Annotated in this window: 15 protein-coding genes; 8 read left to right on the plus strand and 7 right to left on the minus strand. The window is 62.2% G+C overall.

The genetic code is table 11. The features are described from left to right. Nucleotides 1–140: 140 nt before the first annotated feature. On the minus strand, nucleotides 141–851 hold the full coding sequence (locus M1D99_RS24475) for a tellurite resistance TerB family protein (RefSeq protein WP_458130890.1): 711 nt from the start codon (nucleotides 849–851) through the stop codon (nucleotides 141–143). Nucleotides 852–1,032: 181 nt separating this feature from the next. On the opposite strand from M1D99_RS24475, the gene M1D99_RS24480 reads away from it, so the two are divergent. The 7 genes from M1D99_RS24480 to M1D99_RS24510 all read left to right on the plus strand — a co-directional run bounded on the left by M1D99_RS24480 (nucleotide 1,033) and on the right by M1D99_RS24510 (nucleotide 9,436). Continuing rightward, the gene (locus tag M1D99_RS24480; RefSeq protein ID WP_186705457.1) at nucleotides 1,033–1,947 is read left to right on the plus strand and encodes a LysR family transcriptional regulator; all 915 of its coding nucleotides are present in this window, start codon (nucleotides 1,033–1,035) and stop codon (nucleotides 1,945–1,947) included. Between the two features lie 202 nt (nucleotides 1,948–2,149). Beyond that, nucleotides 2,150–3,607, plus strand: a complete 1,458-nt coding sequence (locus M1D99_RS24485) for a gamma-aminobutyraldehyde dehydrogenase (protein WP_458130891.1) — start codon at nucleotides 2,150–2,152, stop codon at nucleotides 3,605–3,607. A 90-nt stretch (nucleotides 3,608–3,697) separates the two neighbouring features. Beyond that, nucleotides 3,698–4,849, plus strand: coding sequence for a putative ABC transporter substrate-binding protein YdcS (ydcS, locus tag M1D99_RS24490; protein ID WP_186705455.1), 1,152 nt, complete (start codon nucleotides 3,698–3,700; stop codon nucleotides 4,847–4,849). A 220-nt stretch (nucleotides 4,850–5,069) separates the two neighbouring features. Then, a complete protein-coding gene (locus tag M1D99_RS24495; RefSeq protein WP_458130892.1) occupies nucleotides 5,070–6,107 on the plus strand; it encodes an ABC transporter ATP-binding protein in 1,038 nt (345 codons plus the stop codon). 1 nt (nucleotide 6,108) lies between these two features. Beyond that, complete coding sequence (locus tag M1D99_RS24500; protein WP_434572153.1) at nucleotides 6,109–7,056, plus strand: ABC transporter permease; 948 nt, start codon at nucleotides 6,109–6,111, stop codon at nucleotides 7,054–7,056. Next, the gene (locus tag M1D99_RS24505; protein WP_458130893.1) at nucleotides 7,046–7,864 is read left to right on the plus strand and encodes an ABC transporter permease; all 819 of its coding nucleotides are present in this window, start codon (nucleotides 7,046–7,048) and stop codon (nucleotides 7,862–7,864) included. Before M1D99_RS24500 ends, M1D99_RS24505 begins: the two co-directional genes overlap by 11 nt. Nucleotides 7,865–8,011: 147 nt before the next feature. Further along, entirely contained in the window at nucleotides 8,012–9,436 is a 1,425-nt protein-coding gene (locus M1D99_RS24510; protein ID WP_434572156.1) for a gamma-aminobutyraldehyde dehydrogenase, read from the plus strand. 63 nt (nucleotides 9,437–9,499) lie between these two features. Here the strand turns inward: M1D99_RS24510 and M1D99_RS24515 are convergent, their stop codons facing one another. From M1D99_RS24515 to M1D99_RS24525, 3 genes are all read right to left on the minus strand, one after another. After that, nucleotides 9,500–9,901, minus strand: coding sequence for a type II toxin-antitoxin system VapC family toxin (locus tag M1D99_RS24515; protein ID WP_434572158.1), 402 nt, complete (start codon nucleotides 9,899–9,901; stop codon nucleotides 9,500–9,502). After that, nucleotides 9,901–10,146 (minus strand): type II toxin-antitoxin system PrlF family antitoxin, encoded by a 246-nt coding sequence (locus tag M1D99_RS24520; RefSeq protein WP_186705449.1) that lies wholly within the window; start codon nucleotides 10,144–10,146, stop codon nucleotides 9,901–9,903. Before M1D99_RS24520 ends, M1D99_RS24515 begins: the two co-directional genes overlap by 1 nt. Before the next feature lie 160 nt (nucleotides 10,147–10,306). Then, nucleotides 10,307–10,492, minus strand: coding sequence for a hypothetical protein (locus M1D99_RS24525; protein WP_186705448.1), 186 nt, complete (start codon nucleotides 10,490–10,492; stop codon nucleotides 10,307–10,309). A gap of 363 nt (nucleotides 10,493–10,855) precedes the next feature. Here M1D99_RS24525 and M1D99_RS24530 point away from each other — a divergent pair, with 363 nt between their 5' ends. Continuing rightward, nucleotides 10,856–12,484 carry a glucan biosynthesis protein D gene (locus tag M1D99_RS24530; protein WP_434572160.1) on the plus strand — a complete coding sequence of 543 codons (1,629 nt, stop codon included), beginning with the start codon at nucleotides 10,856–10,858 and terminating at the stop codon, nucleotides 12,482–12,484. Nucleotides 12,485–12,686: 202 nt separating this feature from the next. On the opposite strand, the gene M1D99_RS24535 is transcribed toward M1D99_RS24530, so the two are convergent. The 3 genes from M1D99_RS24535 to M1D99_RS24545 form a co-directional block, all read right to left on the minus strand. Next, entirely contained in the window at nucleotides 12,687–13,793 is a 1,107-nt protein-coding gene (locus M1D99_RS24535; protein ID WP_434572162.1) for an NADH:flavin oxidoreductase/NADH oxidase, read from the minus strand. A 356-nt stretch (nucleotides 13,794–14,149) separates the two neighbouring features. Beyond that, on the minus strand, nucleotides 14,150–15,859 hold the full coding sequence (gene recJ / locus M1D99_RS24540) for a single-stranded-DNA-specific exonuclease RecJ (protein WP_186705445.1): 1,710 nt from the start codon (nucleotides 15,857–15,859) through the stop codon (nucleotides 14,150–14,152). Between the two features lie 158 nt (nucleotides 15,860–16,017). Beyond that, nucleotides 16,018–16,560 carry a YaeQ family protein gene (locus M1D99_RS24545; RefSeq protein ID WP_122568769.1) on the minus strand — a complete coding sequence of 181 codons (543 nt, stop codon included), beginning with the start codon at nucleotides 16,558–16,560 and terminating at the stop codon, nucleotides 16,018–16,020. Nucleotides 16,561–16,591: the final 31 nt, after the last annotated feature.

Genomic DNA, 16,591 nt, shown 5'->3' on the forward strand with positions numbered 1-16,591 from the left:
ATACAAGATTGCCAGACACCACAAAACCACTGTGGGAGCGGGCTTGCTCGCGAAAGCGGAGTGTCAGTCAACCATGCTGCGACTGACCGGGCGCCATCGCGAGCAGGCTCGCTCCCACAAGGAATAGCGTTGATGCTGCTTTATACAGTCGCCTGGCGCACCTGTTTTTCCAGTTCCACCTTCAACCCCGGCTCCAGCTTGAGTTGGCGCGCCAGTTCATCGAGGTAGGACTTCTCCATGAAGTTTTCCTCATCTACCAGCATCACGCTGGCGATGTACATTTCCGCAGCCATTTCCGGGGTGCTGGCGGCACGGGCGACGTCGATGGGGTCCAAGGGCTTGTTGAGTTCAGCATGCAGCCAGTGTTGCAGCTCCTGGTCGTTGTCGAGCTTGGTGAACTCGCCTTCGATCAATTGCCGCTCGCGCTCGTCCACATGGCCGTCGGCCTTGGCCGCCGCCACCAGCGCCTTGAGGATCGCCTGGCTGTGCTGCTCGACCTGCGCCGGGGGCACGCGATCGAGGGTCTGCGGTTCGGTCTTCGGCGCGTTGCCCTGCTGGGCCTGCCAGTTGCCATAGGCCTTGTAGGCGATCACGCCCAAGGCCGCCAGGCCGCCATAGGCCAGGGCCTTGCCGCCGAAGTTGCGGGCTTTCTTGTTGCCCAGCAACAGGCCCATGGCCCCGGCGGCCAGTGCCCCGCCACCCGCGCCGGAAAGCATCCCGCCCAGGTTGCCGGAGCCGCCGAGCAATCCGCCCAGGCCACCGGACGACTTGCCCTGTGAACCGCCAGCCTTGTTCTGCAACATTTCCTGGCCGGACTTGAGAAGCTGATCGAGCAATCCACGGGTGTTCATTTGTTGCCTCCAGATGTTCGGGTCAACGTAAGGCCCCCAGCCTAGATCGAAAGTGCCCGACGCCGTAGGCGAGATTGCTTCCAGATGTTGCCTGACGCCGCCAGCGGTGCACGTTCCTTTCCTTCTAAAAAAACGATATACACTCCAGCACATCGATAAATCCGCCCACCGGTACGCGTCCATGATGACTCTGCGTCAGATCCGCCATTTCATCGCGGTGGCCGAAACCGGCTCCATCTCCGCCGCGGCGCAAACGGCGTTCATTTCCCAGTCCACCTTGACCCTGGCCATCCAGCAACTGGAGCAAGACATCGGCGTCAGCCTGTTCAACCGCCACGCCAAGGGCATGACCCTGACCCACCAGGGCCATCAATTCCTGCGCCAGGCCCACCTGATCCTGGCCACGGTCGACAACGCCAAGCGCAGCCTGCAACAAAGCACCGACCAGGTGGCTGGCCAAGTCACCATAGGCGTCACCAGCCTGGTCGCCGGTTATTACCTGGCGGACCTGCTGACCCGCTTCCAGCGCGCCTACCCCAACGTGGAGATCCGCGTGATGGAGGACGAACGGCCGTACATCGAACATTTGCTGGTCAGCGGCGAAATCGACGTCGGCGTGCTGATCCTGTCCAACCTGGAGGACCGCCACGCCCTGCAGACCGAAGTCCTGACGCATTCGCCGCACCGTTTGTGGCTACCGGCGCAGCATCCCTTGCTGGAGCACGACAGCATCCACCTGGCCGATGTGGCCCGCGAGCCGCTGATCCAACTGAACGTCGACGAAATGGACCGCAACGCCCAACGCCTGTGGCGCGGCGCCGGCCTGCAACCCAGGGTCACCCTGCGCACCGCCTCGACCGAAGCAGTGCGCAGCCTGGTAGCGGCGGGGTTGGGCGTGTCGATCCAGCCGGACATGACCTACCGCCCCTGGTCGCTGGAAGGCGACATCATCGAAGCGCGACCGATTGCCGACCTCAACCAGACCCTCGACGTCGGCCTGGCCTGGCGCCGGGGCACGGCGCGACCGGCGTCGGTCGACCCGTTCCTGGCGGTGGCCCGGGAACAGCCTCATGGCGGACGCAAGCCATCTATTTAATCGAATGCAGCCTTGAGTATTTCGAATTTGTCGGCATTGAGGCTGAGCACTAGTCTTGCTGCATCGCCGCAATCCATTGTGGGAGCGAGCCTGCTCGCGAAGCGGTGATACAGATAGACCGCTATCGCGAGCAGGCTCGCTCCCACAGGTTTTATGTTGTAACTGATAGCAGTAGTCACCTCTAAAAAGAGAGAAGGCGAACATGGCTGGCACGCAAACCCCGTTGTGCACCGCGTTGCTGATCGACGGGGAACTCGTTCCCGGTGAAGGCGTTGTCGAGCCGATCCTCAACCCGGCCACCGGCGAAGTCGTGGCTCACATCGCCGAGGCCAGTACCGAGCAGGTGGAAGCCGCGATCCTCGCCGCCCACCGCGCCTTCGACGGCTGGTCGCGCACCACGCCACAGCAACGCTCGAACCTGCTGCTGGACATCGCCAGCGCCATCGAACAGAACGCCGATGAGCTGGCCCGCCTTGAAGCCCTGAACTGCGGCAAGCCGCTGCACCTGGCGCGCCAGGATGACCTGAGCGCCACGGTGGATGTCTTTCGTTTCTTCGCCGGTGCCGTGCGCTGCCAGACCGGCCAGCTCAGTGGCGAATACCTGCCCGGCTATACCAGCATGGTGCGCCGCGACCCGATCGGCGTCGTGGCGTCCATCGCGCCGTGGAACTACCCGATCATGATGGCCGCCTGGAAAATCGCCCCGGCCCTGGCCGCGGGCAACACATTGGTATTCAAGCCCTCGGAGCACACGCCGTTGTCGATCCTGGCCTTGGCGCCGATGCTGGCCCGGCTCCTGCCACGGGGTGTGATCAATATCCTCTGCGGCGGTGGCGAAGGGGTGGGCAGCCATCTGGTCAGCCATCCTAAAGTGCGCATGGTTTCGCTGACGGGCGATATCGTCACCGGGCAGAAAATCCTCCAGGCGGCGGCAAAAACCCTCAAGCGCACACACCTGGAACTGGGCGGCAAGGCGCCAGTGATCGTGTGCGACGACGCCGATATCCAAGCCGTGGTCGAAGGCGTGCGCACCTACGGCTATTACAACGCCGGGCAGGATTGCACCGCGGCGTGCCGGATCTACGCCCAGGGCGGAATTCACGACCGGCTGGTGGCCGAGCTCGGCGCGGCGGTCAGCAGCCTGCGCTTTGCCGGCAAGCGCGACGCCGACAATGAGATCGGCCCGCTGATCAGCACCCGCCAGCGCGACCGCGTGGCCAGTTTTGTCGAGCGCGCCCTCGGCCAGCCGCACATCGAGCGCATCACCGGGGCGGCGGTGCATTCCGGCGCCGGCTTCTACTACCAACCCACACTGCTGGCCGGCTGCAAGCAAAGCGATGAAATCGTCCAGCGCGAGGTGTTCGGCCCGGTCGTCACCGTGACTCGCTTCGACGAACTCAGCCAGGCGGTGGAATGGGCCAATGATTCGGAATACGGCCTGGCGTCCTCGATATGGACCCAGAACCTGGACAAGGCCATGCAGGTGGCGGCGCGGTTGCAATACGGCTGCACCTGGATCAACAGCCATTTCATGCTGGTCAGCGAAATGCCCCACGGCGGCCTGAAACGCTCCGGCTACGGTAAGGACCTGTCCAGCGATTCGCTCCAGGACTACAGCGTGGTGCGCCACATCATGGCCCGTCACGGCCAGCATCTCTAGATAACAGCTCTACTCTAATAACAGGCCAACCATGGCGTTTCATCCTGTTCGAACCCTGCCCCGACCATAATTAAAGCAAGAGGGATTTCCATGTACGCGCACAAGACCGCATTGCTCAGTGCACTCACCACGGCGCTGCTGACCAGCGTCAGCCTCCAGGCCGCCGAGCCGCTCAAGGCCGTCGGTGCCGGCGAGGGCCAACTGGATATCGTCGCCTGGCCGGGTTACATCGAACGCGGCGAAAGCGACAAGGCCTACGACTGGGTCACGGGTTTCGAGAAGGAAACCGGCTGCAAGGTCAATGTGAAAACCGCCGCCACGTCCGATGAAATGGTCAGCCTGATGACCAAGGGCGGCTACGACCTGGTCACCGCCTCGGGCGACGCCTCGTTGCGGCTGATTGCCGGCAAGCGCGTGCAACCGATCAACACCGCGCTGATCGCCAATTGGAAAAACCTCGACCCGCGCCTGAAAGATGCGCCGTGGTACGTGGTCAACCAGCAGACCTACGGCACCCCGTACCAATGGGGTCCCAATGTGCTGATGTACAACACCGAGGTGTTCAAGCAAGCGCCCACCAGTTGGAGCGTGCTGTTCAATGCCCAGGAATTGCCCGACGGCAAGCCGAACAAGGGGCGCGTGCAAGCCTACGATGGTCCGATCTACATCGCCGACGCGGCGCTGTACCTCAAGACCGCCAAGCCTGAGTTGGGCATCAAGGACCCGTACCAACTCGACGAAGCCCAGTACAAGGCCGTGCTGGAATTGCTACGGGCCCAGCAGCCGTTGATCCACCGCTACTGGCACGACACCACGGTGCAGATGAGCGATTTCAAGAACGAAGGCGTGGTGGCGTCCGGCGCCTGGCCCTATCAGGTCAACGGCCTGATGAACGAGAAGCAACCAATCGCCTCGACCATTCCGAAAGAAGGCGCTACCGGCTGGGCCGACACGACGATGCTCCACGCCGAGGCCAAGCACCCCAACTGCGCGTACAAGTGGATGGACTGGTCACTGCAACCAAAAGTCCAGGGTGACGTGGCCGCGTGGTTCGGCTCCTTGCCAGCGGTGCCGGCGGCGTGCAAGGGCAGCGAGCTGCTGGGCGCCGAAGGCTGCAAGACCAACGGCTTCGATCAATTCGACAAGATCGCCTTCTGGAAAACCCCACAGGCCGAGGGCGGCAAGTTCGTGCCGTACAGCCGCTGGACCCAGGATTACATTGCGATCATGGGTGGGCGTTAACCCCCAGCACATAAATGGGAGCGGCCCCTGTGGCGAGGGAGCTTGCTCCCGCTGGTGTGCGAAGCACGCCCAAAACGGACCGACGCGGTATTAGCTGACACACCGCATCGCCTGGTTTTGGGGCGGCTGCGCCACCCAGCGGGAGCAAGCTCCCTCGCCACGGGATCGCCTGCCAATCGTTGAGATTTCATACCCGCCCCGCTTTCTGGAGCCCCGCACCATGACGCTTGCAGTCCAGTTCACCCAGGTATCCCGGCAGTTCGGCGATGTAAAGGCCGTAGACCGGGTCTCCATCGACATCCAGGACGGCGAGTTCTTTTCCATGCTGGGCCCGTCCGGCTCGGGCAAGACCACCTGCCTGCGGCTGATCGCCGGGTTTGAACAACCCAGTGCCGGCTCGATCCGCATCCACGGAGAGGAAGCCACGGGGCTTGCGCCGTATCAGCGGGACGTCAACACGGTGTTCCAGGACTACGCCCTCTTCCCCCACATGAACGTGCGCGACAACGTGGCCTACGGTCTGAAAGTCAAAGGCGTCGCCAAGGCCGAGCGCATCCAGCGCGCCGACGAGGCCCTGGAGATGGTCGCCCTGGGCGGCTACGGCGAACGCAAGCCGGTGCAGCTCTCCGGCGGCCAGCGTCAACGGGTGGCCCTGGCCCGTGCGCTGGTCAATCGCCCCCGGGTGTTATTGCTCGATGAGCCCTTGGGCGCCCTGGACCTGAAGCTGCGTGAACAGATGCAGGGCGAGTTGAAGAAGCTGCAACGCCAGTTGGGCATCACCTTCATTTTCGTCACCCACGACCAGACCGAAGCGCTGTCGATGTCCGACCGCGTGGCGGTGTTCAACAAGGGCCGTATCGAACAAGTCGATACGCCGCGCAACCTGTACATGAAACCGGCGACCTCCTTCGTCGCTGAATTCGTCGGCACCTCCAACGTGATTCGTGGCGAATTGGCACGGGAACTGAGCGGTTATCCACAGCCGTTCTCGATTCGTCCGGAACACGTGCGTTTCGCCGAGGGCCCGTTGGCCAGCGGTGAGGTCGAAGTCCACGGCCTGCTGCACGACATCCAGTACCAGGGCAGCGCCACACGCTATGAGCTGAAACTTGCCAACGGCCAGACCCTGAACCTCAGCCAGGCCAACACCCAGTGGCAGGACAACGCCGCCCCGCACCAGGCTGGCCAACAGCTGAGCGTTCGCTGGGCCCGTGAGGCGATGGTCACGCTGCACGACGCCGTCAGTGGCGAGGTGTGAGATGAACACGCTGGCCATCACCCCAACGCCTGCGCCCGGTTCGCCGCTGCGGCGTTTTTCCAACCTGCTGTACCGACGGCCCAACCTGTACTTGTCGATGCTACTGGTGCCGCCATTGCTGTGGTTCGGCGCGATCTACCTTGGCTCGCTGCTGACCTTGCTGTGGCAGGGTTTCTACACCTTCGATGACTTCACCATGGCGGTGACGCCGGACCTGACCCTGGCGAACTTCACGGCGCTGTTCCAGCCGTCGAGCTTCGACATCATTTTGCGCACCCTGAGCATGGCCATTGCGGTGTCCATCGCCAGCGCCATCGTCGCGTTCCCGATCGCCTACTACATGGCGCGCTACACCCGCGGCAAGACCAAGGCGTTTTTCTACATCGCGGTGATGCTGCCAATGTGGGCCAGCTATATCGTCAAGGCCTATGCCTGGACGCTGCTGCTGGCCAAGGGCGGCGTGGCGCAGTGGTTCGTCCAGCACCTGGGCCTGGGGCCGGTGCTGCAGTTCGTGCTGGGGATCCCGGGCGTGGGCGGCAGCACCTTGTCCACCTCACACCTGGGGCGTTTCCTGGTGTTCGTCTACATCTGGCTGCCGTTCATGATCCTGCCGATCCAGGCGTCCCTGGAGCGTCTGCCGCCGTCGCTGCTGCAAGCCTCGGCGGACTTGGGCGCCAGGCCGCGCCAGACGTTCATGCAAGTGATCCTGCCACTGTCGATCCCCGGCATTGCCGCCGGCTCGATCTTCACGTTCTCGCTGACCCTGGGGGACTTCATCGTGCCGCAACTGGTAGGCCCACCGGGCTACTTCGTCGGCAGCATGGTCTACGCCCAGCAAGGCGCCATCGGCAACATGCCCATGGCCGCGGCGTTCACCCTGGTACCCATCGTGCTGATCGCGATCTATCTATCCGTCGTCAAGCGACTGGGGGCATTCGATGCACTCTGACTCTCAAGACCGAGCCTCGTGGGGCTTGCGGATCGCGGCGTGGGGCGGATTGGTGTTCCTGCACTTTCCGATCCTGACCATCTTCCTCTACGCCTTCAATACTGAAGATGCGGCGTTCAGTTTTCCGCCCAAGGGCCTGACCCTGAAGTGGTTCAGCGTCGCCTTCTCACGCCCGGACGTGCTGGAGGCGATCAAGCTGTCGTTGCAGATCGCGGCCATCGCCACGCTGATCGCCATGGTGCTTGGCACCCTGGCCTCGGCGGCGCTGTACCGCCGCGATTTCTTCGGCAAACAGGGCATTTCGCTGATGCTGATCCTGCCAATTGCCTTGCCGGGGATCATCACCGGCATAGCACTGCTGGCGACCTTCAAGACCCTGGGCATCGAACCGGGGATGTTCACCATCATCGTCGGCCATGCAACCTTCTGCGTGGTGATCGTCTACAACAACGTCATCGCCCGCCTGCGCCGTACTTCCCACAGCCTGATCGAAGCCTCGATGGACCTGGGCGCCGACGGTTGGCAGACCTTTCGCTACATCATCTTGCCTAACCTGGGGTCGGCCCTGCTGGCCGGTGGGATGCTGGCGTTTGCGCTGTCGTTCGACGAGATCATTGTCACCACCTTCACCGCCGGCCACGAACGCACCCTGCCGCTGTGGCTGCTCAACCAGCTCAGCCGCCCACGCGACGTGCCGGTGACCAACGTGGTGGCGATGCTGGTGATGATGGTCACGATGCTGCCGATATTGGGCGCGTATTACCTGACCCGTGGGGGTGAGAGCGTGGCGGGGAGTGGCGGGAAGTAAATGTCACTGTGGAACCGGATCCCTTGTGGGAGCGGGCTTGCTCGCGAAGGCGGTGTGTCATCCAACATTTGCGTCGACTGACACGCCGCCTTCGCGAGCAAGCCCGCTCCCACCCAGATCAAAAGCAAGAATCAAGAGGACATGGACATGCAAACCAAACTGCTGATCAACGGCCATCTGGTGAACGGCGAAGGCCCTGGCCAGGCGGTGTTCAACCCGGCGCTGGGCCGGGTGCTGGTGGAGATCAATGAAGCCAGCGAAGCCCAGGTCGATGCCGCCGTGCGTGCCGCCGACAACGCCTTCGAAGCCTGGTCGCAAATGCCACCCAAGGACCGCTCCTTGTTGCTGCTCAAGCTGGCCGATGCCATCGAAGCCCACGGCGAGGAGCTGGCGAAGCTGGAGTCGGATAACTGCGGCAAACCCTTCAGCGCCGCGCTGAACGACGAGATCCCGGCGATTGCCGACGTGTTCCGTTTCTTTGCCGGCGCCAGTCGCTGCATGAGCGGTTCGGCGGGCGGCGAATACCTGCCCGGGCACACCTCGATGATCCGTCGCGACCCGGTGGGGGTCATCGCCTCCATCGCGCCGTGGAACTACCCGCTGATGATGGTCGCCTGGAAAATCGCCCCGGCCCTGGCCGCCGGCAATACCGTGGTGCTCAAGCCGTCGGAGCAGACCCCATTGACGGCGTTGCGCCTGGCGGAACTGGCGTCGGAGATTTTCCCCGTCGGCGTGCTTAACGTGATCTTCGGACGCGGGCAAACCGTCGGCAACCCGCTGGTCACTCACCCGAAAGTGCGCATGGTGTCGCTCACCGGCTCCATCGCCACCGGCTCGAACATCATTTCCAGCACGTCCGACAGCGTCAAGCGCATGCACATGGAACTGGGCGGTAAAGCCCCGGTGATCATCTTCGACGACGCCGACATTGACGCGGCCGTGGAAGGCATCCGCACCTTCGGTTTCTACAACGCCGGCCAGGACTGCACCGCCGCCTGCCGCATCTATGCCCAGCAAGGTATCTACGACCGGTTCGTCGAGAAACTCGGCGCCGCGGTAGGCAGCATCAAATACGGCCTGCAAACCGCACCAGACACCGAGATGGGCCCACTGATCACCGCCCAGCACCGCGACCGTGTGGCCGGCTTCGTCGAGCGGGCCATCGCCCAGCCGCATATCCGCCTGATCACCGGTGGCAAGGCCGTGGACGGCAACGGGTTCTTCTTCGAACCGACGGTGCTGGCCGACGCCCAGCAGGATGACGAAATTGTCCGCCGGGAAGTCTTCGGGCCGGTGGTGTCCGTCACTCCGTTCCTCGACGAAGCGCAAGTGCTGGCCTGGGCCAACGATTCGGACTACGGCCTGGCCTCATCGGTATGGACCGCCGACATCGGCCGTGCCCATCGCCTGTCGGCACGCCTGCAATACGGCTGCACCTGGGTGAACACTCACTTCATGCTCGTCAGCGAAATGCCCCATGGCGGTCAGAAACGTTCCGGCTATGGCAAGGACATGTCCATGTATGGACTGGAGGATTACACGGTGGTGCGGCATGTGATGTTCAAGCATTGAGCCAATGCTAATTGCGATTACACCACGACCAAGGGGACGATATTGGTCGTGGTGAAGCGCACCTCACGATGGCACCACCAACTGCACCGAAGGAAAATAACTTCGGTAACGCTTCGCATCACGTGTAAGCAAAGGAAGACGCTTGACAGCTGCATGGGCACCGATGAAAAAGTCGGCGAGCACATTATTTTTGCCACCGCCCACCTTTCGATAACGCACAAAAGCCTTCCCTGCCAAAAACAACGCTGGACGAGGTACCTCCTGCATTAGCAGCCCCATCTCTTCGACAACCTCATCCAACGCTTCGAAGGTAGAAAATGTCTGGGACAGTTCAGCATAAATAACTGGATTGATTACCAAATTGTGAATTTTGGATTGGGCACGCATCTGCTCGATGGACCAATCAGCCCAAACCGGATCATCTTCCAGCACATCGATCAAGACGTTGGTATCGACCAATATCATCAGTCTTCACCACGCAACAGGGCCATTAGATCGTCTGTGCGCCATTTGATATCCGCCCTGCCACGGACAGCTTCAAAGCGATCACCGATAGCTGCCTCGGCTGTTCCGGGCTTACCTGCATGCAGCACTACCTCGCCCTGTGCATTGATGCTGAACTCTACCGCACAGCCAGGAATCAAGTGCAGCGCGTCGCGAATGGGTTTGGGAATGGTGACTTGTCCTTTGCTGGTCATAGTCGTCGGCATTGTATTCTCCTCAAAGTATTACCTCGCATAGAAAAGTAATACTTCACGCTCAGGCCTGCAACCGCCGCTGACGGTAGGCCGATGTGCTTGGCCTCGTTTGAAAATTCCCACTCGTTGGTAGGAAAATTGCGAGGCCATTTAAAGGCTGCAGGGTCTCTGGTCAAAACCGCGAAACACTGCGCATCGCATCCACCAGGTAACGCATGGCGATGCGGTCGTTTTCCGACAACTCCCGATAACGCTCGACCAATCTCATTTCTTCCAGGCTGAGCCGGCGTGTCCTGCGCGGGTGGGTCAGCCCTGGAAAGATCCCCAGCATTTCGGTGATGCCCTGTATTTTTGTCATGAATTTGTCCTTCTGTACGTCGAGGTTGACCCGATAGCGCCGTCTGAAACCCGGGTTGGATCGTCTGTCACGCTAAAGAATAGGGAGGATTCAAAGCGTGAAAAGGGAGTTTTAGAGTAATTAGTCAAAAAAACAGGGAATCGGCATAAAAAAAGAAATAACTGTAAGAAAATTTAACCATGCCACGCTTTCCTATCTCTCCAAGCCTGTATTTCCCCTATGATTTTGCGCCTCGGTGAACCGATCCAGCTCTCAGGCATCTGTTCTAACGTTCGTCGCGTTTGGCCAAAGGCATGTCCGAACTCCTTTATCAGTCGCTGTGGCCAGGATCGGCTCGGGGCTGTTTCGAGAAAGGTTGTATTTATGCACCGCAGGAATCTGCTCAAGGCCTCCATGGCCTTCGCCGCCTACACCGGGCTATCGGCCTCCGGGCTCATGGCCGCACGCGCCTGGGCCGCCGAACAGACCGCCGACGGCGAAGCCCGTCCCTTCGACTTCAACGGTTTGAAGGAACAGGCCAAGCGGCTGGCCGAGAGCCGCTACGTCGACACCAAGCAAGTCCTGCCACCGACCCTGGCCCAGATGTCGCCGCTGCAGTTCAACGCCATCCAGTACGACGTCAACCATTCGTTATGGAATGATCTGGACGGGCGGCAACTGGATGCACAGTTTTTCCACGTCGGCATGGGCTTCAAGCAGCCGGTGCGCATGTACAGCGTCGATCCGAAGACACGTATGGCCCGTGAGGTGCACTTCCGTCCGGAGCTGTTCAACTATGAGAAAACCACGGTCAACACCTCGCAATTGACGGGTGACCTGGGCTTCGCCGGCTTTCGCGTCTTCAAGGCGCCGGAGCTGGATCGGCACGACATCGTTTCGTTCCTGGGCGCCAGCTATTTCCGCGCGGTGGACGCCAGTGGCCAGTACGGGCTGTCGGCCCGCGGCCTGGCCATCGACACCTACGCCAAGAAGCGCGAGGAATTCCCGGACTTCACTAAATTCTGGTTCGAAACCCCGGACAAGAACAGCACCCGCTTCGTGGTCTACGCCCTGCTCGACTCCCCCAGTGCTACCGGTGCCTATCGGTTCGACATCGATTGCCAGCCGACCCAGGTGGTGATGGAGATCGACGCGCACGTCAACGCCCGTACCGCCATCGAGCAACTGGGCATCGCCCCCATGACCAGCATGTTCAGTTGCGGCACCGTCGAGCGGCGCATGTGCGACACCATTCACCCGCAAATCCACGACTCCGACCGTCTGGCCATGTGGCGCGGCAACGGCGAGTGGGTCTGTCGTCCGTTGAACAACCCCGCCACCCTGCAATTCAATGCGTTCGCCGACAAGAACCCAAAAGGCTTCGGCCTGGTGCAGACCGATCACGACTTTGCCAGCTACCAGGACACCGTGGACTGGTACAGCAAGCGTCCGAGCCTGTGGGTCGAACCGACGACGGCCTGGGGCGAAGGCTCGGTCGACCTGCTGGAGATTCCGACTACCGGCGAAACCCTGGACAACATCGTCGCGTTCTGGACGCCGAAAAAACCGGTGGCCGCCGGTGACTCGCTGAACTATGGCTACAAGCTCTACTGGAGCGCCCTGCCGCCGGTCAGCACCGACCTGGCCCATGTCGACGCCACCCGTTCAGGCATGGGCGGCTTCATCGAAGGTTGGGCACCGGGCGAGCATTACCCGACCGTCTGGGCACGCCGTTTCGCCGTGGACTTCAGCGGCGGTGGCCTCGACCAACTGCCGCCGGGCACCGGCATCGAACCGGTGGTGACCTGCTCCCACGGCGAAGTGAAGGACTTCAACGTGTTGGTGCTGGATGCGATCAAGGGCTATCGCATCACCTTCGATTGGTACCCGACCGACGACCGTGTGGACCCGGTACAGATGCGCCTGTTCATTCGCAGCAAGGACCGGACCTTGAGCGAGACCTGGTTGTACCAGTACTTCCCGCCGGCGCCGGATAAGCGTAAGTATCCCTGAGCCTTTCTGCGTCAGGGATGACGCCTTCGCGAGCAAGCCCGCTCCCACAGTGGGCTTGTGTTATCCACAGAGTTTGTGAGCCACATCCAATCCCTGTGGGAGCGGGCTTGCTCGCGAAGGCGGCAGTACAAGCACCAACGACTCCAGATAAAACAAAAAAAGCCCCGGCCAATCGACCGGGGCTTCCTGTTTTATCAGGCCCTCAGTCCCGCAAATCCGACTCATGAATCGGCTGGTCCCGATGGGTGGCCCGCTGGTATTGCGCCGGCCACGTGGCCTTGCGGCCGCCCAAGTCATCATCGGCATGCAAGGCCCAGTACGGATCACGCAACAATTCCCGGGCCAGGAAAATGATGTCGGCCTGGCAAGTGCGCAGGATGTGCTCGGCCTGGGCCGGTTCGGTGATCATGCCGACGGTGCCGGTGGCGATTTCCGACTCCTTGCGCACCCGCTCGGCAAAACGTGTCTGGTAACCCGGGCCGGTGGGAATTTCCGCATTGGCGGCCGTGCCGCCCGATGACACATCGATCAGGTCCACACCCAGCGCCCTGAAGCGCCGCGCCAGTTCCACGGTCTCATCCGGGTTCCAACCATCCTCGACCCAATCGGTGGCGGAGACGCGGACGAAGACCGGCAGTTCTTCAGGCCATACCGCCCGGATCGCTTCGGTGACTTGCAGCACCAGCCGGATACGGTTTTCGAACGAGCCGCCGTATTGATCGCGCCGCTGATTGCTCAACGGCGACAGGAATTGATGCAGCAGGTAGCCATGGGCCGCGTGGACCTCGACCACCTTGAAACCGGCCGTGAGGGCGCGCTTGGCCGCCTCCACGAAGGCCTGGATCAGATCGGCGATCTGCCCTTCGTCCAACTGCACCGGCTGGGTGTGTTGCGGATCGAAGGCAATCGGCGACGGGCCGATCGGCACCCAGCCGCCGTCCGCCGGTTTGACGCTGCCATGTTTGCCCAGCCAGGGTCGCCAGGTGCTGGCCTTGCGTCCGGCATGGGCCAGTTGGATGCCCGGCACGGCGCCTTGGGCGGTGATGAACCGGGTGATGCGTTGCAGGGGTTCGATCTGTTCATCGTTCCACAGCCCCAGGTCCTGGGCGGTGATGCGACCGTCGGCGGTCACGGCGGTGGCTTCGGTGAACACCAGGCCGGCACCGCCCACGGCGCGGCTGCCCAAGTGCACCAGGTGCCAATCGTTGGCCAGGCCATCGGTGCTCGAATACTGGCACATCGGCGATACCGCGATGCGATTGGGCAGGGTCAATTGGCGAAGGGTATAGGGTTCCAGCAGCAGACTCATGGGGCACCTCTCGAATCAGTGGGCAGGCTCCAGGGTTCTGTTTGAACAGTCGACGAGTGACAAAAGGTACAACTCCCGCCCCCGCGGGCAAAAAATTCGACAAGACGTCACAAGGGCTATCAAGCAGTGCTTAGAGCCTAGTCGACAACCCGCGAGCACGGAGGGTTCAGAACTTAAAAACCGACGGTGTGACGCAACGACGTTCGCTCAAGGCTGCTTGCATCTCGTGGCGAGGGAGCTTGCTCCCGTTGGGCTGCGAAGCGGCCCCCTGAGTTCCAGCCATCACATTGCAAGGGGACGCTGTCGCGTCCAGCGGGAGCAAGCTCCCTCGCCACAAAGGCCGATCGGCGTATCGCCTACCGCGGCTCGATATGGGCAATCATCAACTGCACCGTTTCCTGGCCGCGGAACTCGTTGAGGTCGAGCTTGTAGGCCAGCTCCACCCAGCGCACGGTAGGGTTGGGCCAGATCTCGCGGTCGATGCCGAAGGCAATGCCGTCGAGCTTCACCGAGCCGCATTCGCTCTTGAGGATGACCTTCAGGTGCCGTTCGCCCACCACGCGTTGCTCGACCAACTGGAACACGCCATGGAACATCGGCTCCGGGAAATGCTGGCCCCAGGGACCGGCATGCCGCAGCGCCCGGGCCAGTTCCAGATGAAACTCCTCCACCGCCAGGGTGCCATCCGACAACAGCCGGCCGGTCAGGTCTTCTTCGCGCAGTTGCCGGCGCACTTCCGCATCGAACGCTTCGGCGAACAATGGAAAATTCGCCTCCGGCAGCGTCAGCCCCGCCGCCATGGCGTGACCGCCGTACTTGCTGATCAGCGTCGGATGCTGCGCCGCCACCACGCTCAGCGCATCGCGAATGTGGAAGCCCGGCACCGAGCGCCCCGAGCCCTTGAGCAAGCCGTCGCCGGCGTCGGCAAAGGCGATGGTCGGCCGGAAATAACGTTCTTTCATCCGCGAGGCGAGGATGCCGATCACCCCTTGGTGCCACTGCGGATCGAACAGGCACAAGCCGAATGGCATCGACTCCACCGGCAGGTCCTTGAGCTGGGCCAGGGCTTCACGCTGCATGCCTTGCTCGATGGATTTGCGGTCCTGGTTCATGCCGTCCAGTTGCGCCGCCATTTCCCGCGCCAGGGCCGGGTCGTCGGTGAGCAGGCATTCGATGCCCAGGCTCATGTCGTCCAGGCGCCCGGCCGCATTCAGACGCGGCCCGAGGATAAATCCGAGGTCAGTGGAAGTAATCCGCGCTGCGTCGCGCTTGGCCACTTCCAGGATCGCCTTGATGCCGGGCCGGGCGCGTCCGGCGCGAATCCGTTCCAGGCCCTGGTGCACCAGGATCCGGTTATTCGCGTCCAGCGGTACCACGTCGGCCACGCTGCCCAGGGCCACCAGGTCGAGCAATTCGCCAATGTTCGGCTGAGGGGTGCTGGCGTACCAGCCCAGGCTGCGCAGACGCGCCCGCAGCGCCATCAGCACATAAAAAATCACCCCGACACCGGCCAGGGCCTTGCTCGGGAACTCGCAGCCCGGCTGGTTCGGATTGACGATGGCGTCTGCCGCCGGCAATTCGAGGCCCGGCAAGTGGTGGTCGGTGACCAGCACCCGAAGCCCCGCCGCTTTCGCCGCCGCCACGCCTTCCACACTGGAAATGCCGTTATCCACGGTGATCAGCAATTGCGGTTCGCGGGCCAGGGCGACTTCGACGATTTCCGGGGTCAGCCCATAGCCATATTCGAAGCGATTGGGCACCAGGTAATCGACATGGGCCGCACCCAGCAGGCGCAAGCCCAACATGCCCACCGTGCTGGCCGTCGCGCCATCGGCATCGAAATCCCCGACGATCAGGATCCGCTGGCGTTGCTCCAGCGCCGTCACCAGCAGATCCACCGCGGCGTCGATCCCCTTGAGCTGCTGGAACGGAATCAAGCGCGCCAGGCTCTTGTCCAGTTCGGCCTCGGACTGCACGCCGCGTGCTGCGTACAGGCGGGTCAACAGGGGCGGCAGGTCACCGAGGAACGGTAGGGTGTCGGGCAGTTGGCGGGGTTCTATACGCATGGGGGGACGGATATTTCTCTACTTTTTGGTCCTGGACCGTGGCGAGGGAGCTTTCTCCCGCTGGGCTGCGTAGCGGCCCCCTTGATTGTGGGCGCTGCGCACCCAAGCGGGAGCAAGCTCCCTCGCCACAATGAGTTCACTCAATACCTGTCAATGGCTCAACCGCGTTCGCCCAGCAACCATTGGAGCTGGACTTCATGCTGGCCACGGTCGTCAGTCACGAAAATCGTGCCTTCGCTGATCATCACATCCCACTTGATCACCCGGGGCATGTCCTTGGCCAGGGTTTCGAGCACTTCCTGGGGCACGGCGGCGATGTTGACGTTCTTCAGGTTCTTGACCGCCGGAATCACCTTGCCTTCCCACACCCGCAGGCTGCCGTAGGCCAGCAGGCTGGTGCGCTCGGTCCGGCGCGAGCACCAGGTCAGGCGATCGGCATCCGGCTGACCGACTTCGATCCAGTGCAGCACCCGGTCATCCAGGCTTTTTTCCCACAGCGCAGGCTCATCGACGTCTGACAGACCACGACCAAACGCCAGCAGCTCGTTGTACCAGAACGCGTAGGCCAGCAGGCGCACGGTCATGCGCTCTTCGGTTTCCGAAGGGTGGCGGGCGATGGTCTGCTTCACATTCTCGTACACATTGCGGTCGAGGTCGGTGAGGTTCAGTTCAAACTTGTAGGTCGTGGACGGCTGGGCCATGAACGGGCTTCTTGATACGAGGAAAGGCGGC

The organism is Pseudomonas sp. R3-41 (assembly GCF_054161485.1).

Coding starts and splice junctions, on each gene's coding strand:
- M1D99_RS24510 (WP_434572156.1), top strand. CDS start 8,012: ATGCAAACCAAACTGCTGATCAACGGCCATCTGGTGAACGGCGAAGGC.
- M1D99_RS24530 (WP_434572160.1), top strand. CDS start 10,856: ATGCACCGCAGGAATCTGCTCAAGGCCTCCATGGCCTTCGCCGCCTAC.
- M1D99_RS24545 (WP_122568769.1), bottom strand. CDS start 16,560: ATGGCCCAGCCGTCCACGACCTACAAGTTTGAACTGAACCTCACCGAC.
- M1D99_RS24505 (WP_458130893.1), top strand. CDS start 7,046: ATGCACTCTGACTCTCAAGACCGAGCCTCGTGGGGCTTGCGGATCGCG.
- M1D99_RS24515 (WP_434572158.1), bottom strand. CDS start 9,901: ATGATATTGGTCGATACCAACGTCTTGATCGATGTGCTGGAAGATGAT.
- recJ (WP_186705445.1), bottom strand. CDS start 15,859: ATGCGTATAGAACCCCGCCAACTGCCCGACACCCTACCGTTCCTCGGT.
- M1D99_RS24480 (WP_186705457.1), top strand. CDS start 1,033: ATGATGACTCTGCGTCAGATCCGCCATTTCATCGCGGTGGCCGAAACC.
- M1D99_RS24495 (WP_458130892.1), top strand. CDS start 5,070: ATGACGCTTGCAGTCCAGTTCACCCAGGTATCCCGGCAGTTCGGCGAT.
- M1D99_RS24475 (WP_458130890.1), bottom strand. CDS start 851: ATGAACACCCGTGGATTGCTCGATCAGCTTCTCAAGTCCGGCCAGGAA.
- ydcS (WP_186705455.1), top strand. CDS start 3,698: ATGTACGCGCACAAGACCGCATTGCTCAGTGCACTCACCACGGCGCTG.
- M1D99_RS24520 (WP_186705449.1), bottom strand. CDS start 10,146: ATGCCGACGACTATGACCAGCAAAGGACAAGTCACCATTCCCAAACCC.
- M1D99_RS24525 (WP_186705448.1), bottom strand. CDS start 10,492: ATGACAAAAATACAGGGCATCACCGAAATGCTGGGGATCTTTCCAGGG.
- M1D99_RS24535 (WP_434572162.1), bottom strand. CDS start 13,793: ATGAGTCTGCTGCTGGAACCCTATACCCTTCGCCAATTGACCCTGCCC.
- M1D99_RS24500 (WP_434572153.1), top strand. CDS start 6,109: ATGAACACGCTGGCCATCACCCCAACGCCTGCGCCCGGTTCGCCGCTG.
- M1D99_RS24485 (WP_458130891.1), top strand. CDS start 2,150: ATGGCTGGCACGCAAACCCCGTTGTGCACCGCGTTGCTGATCGACGGG.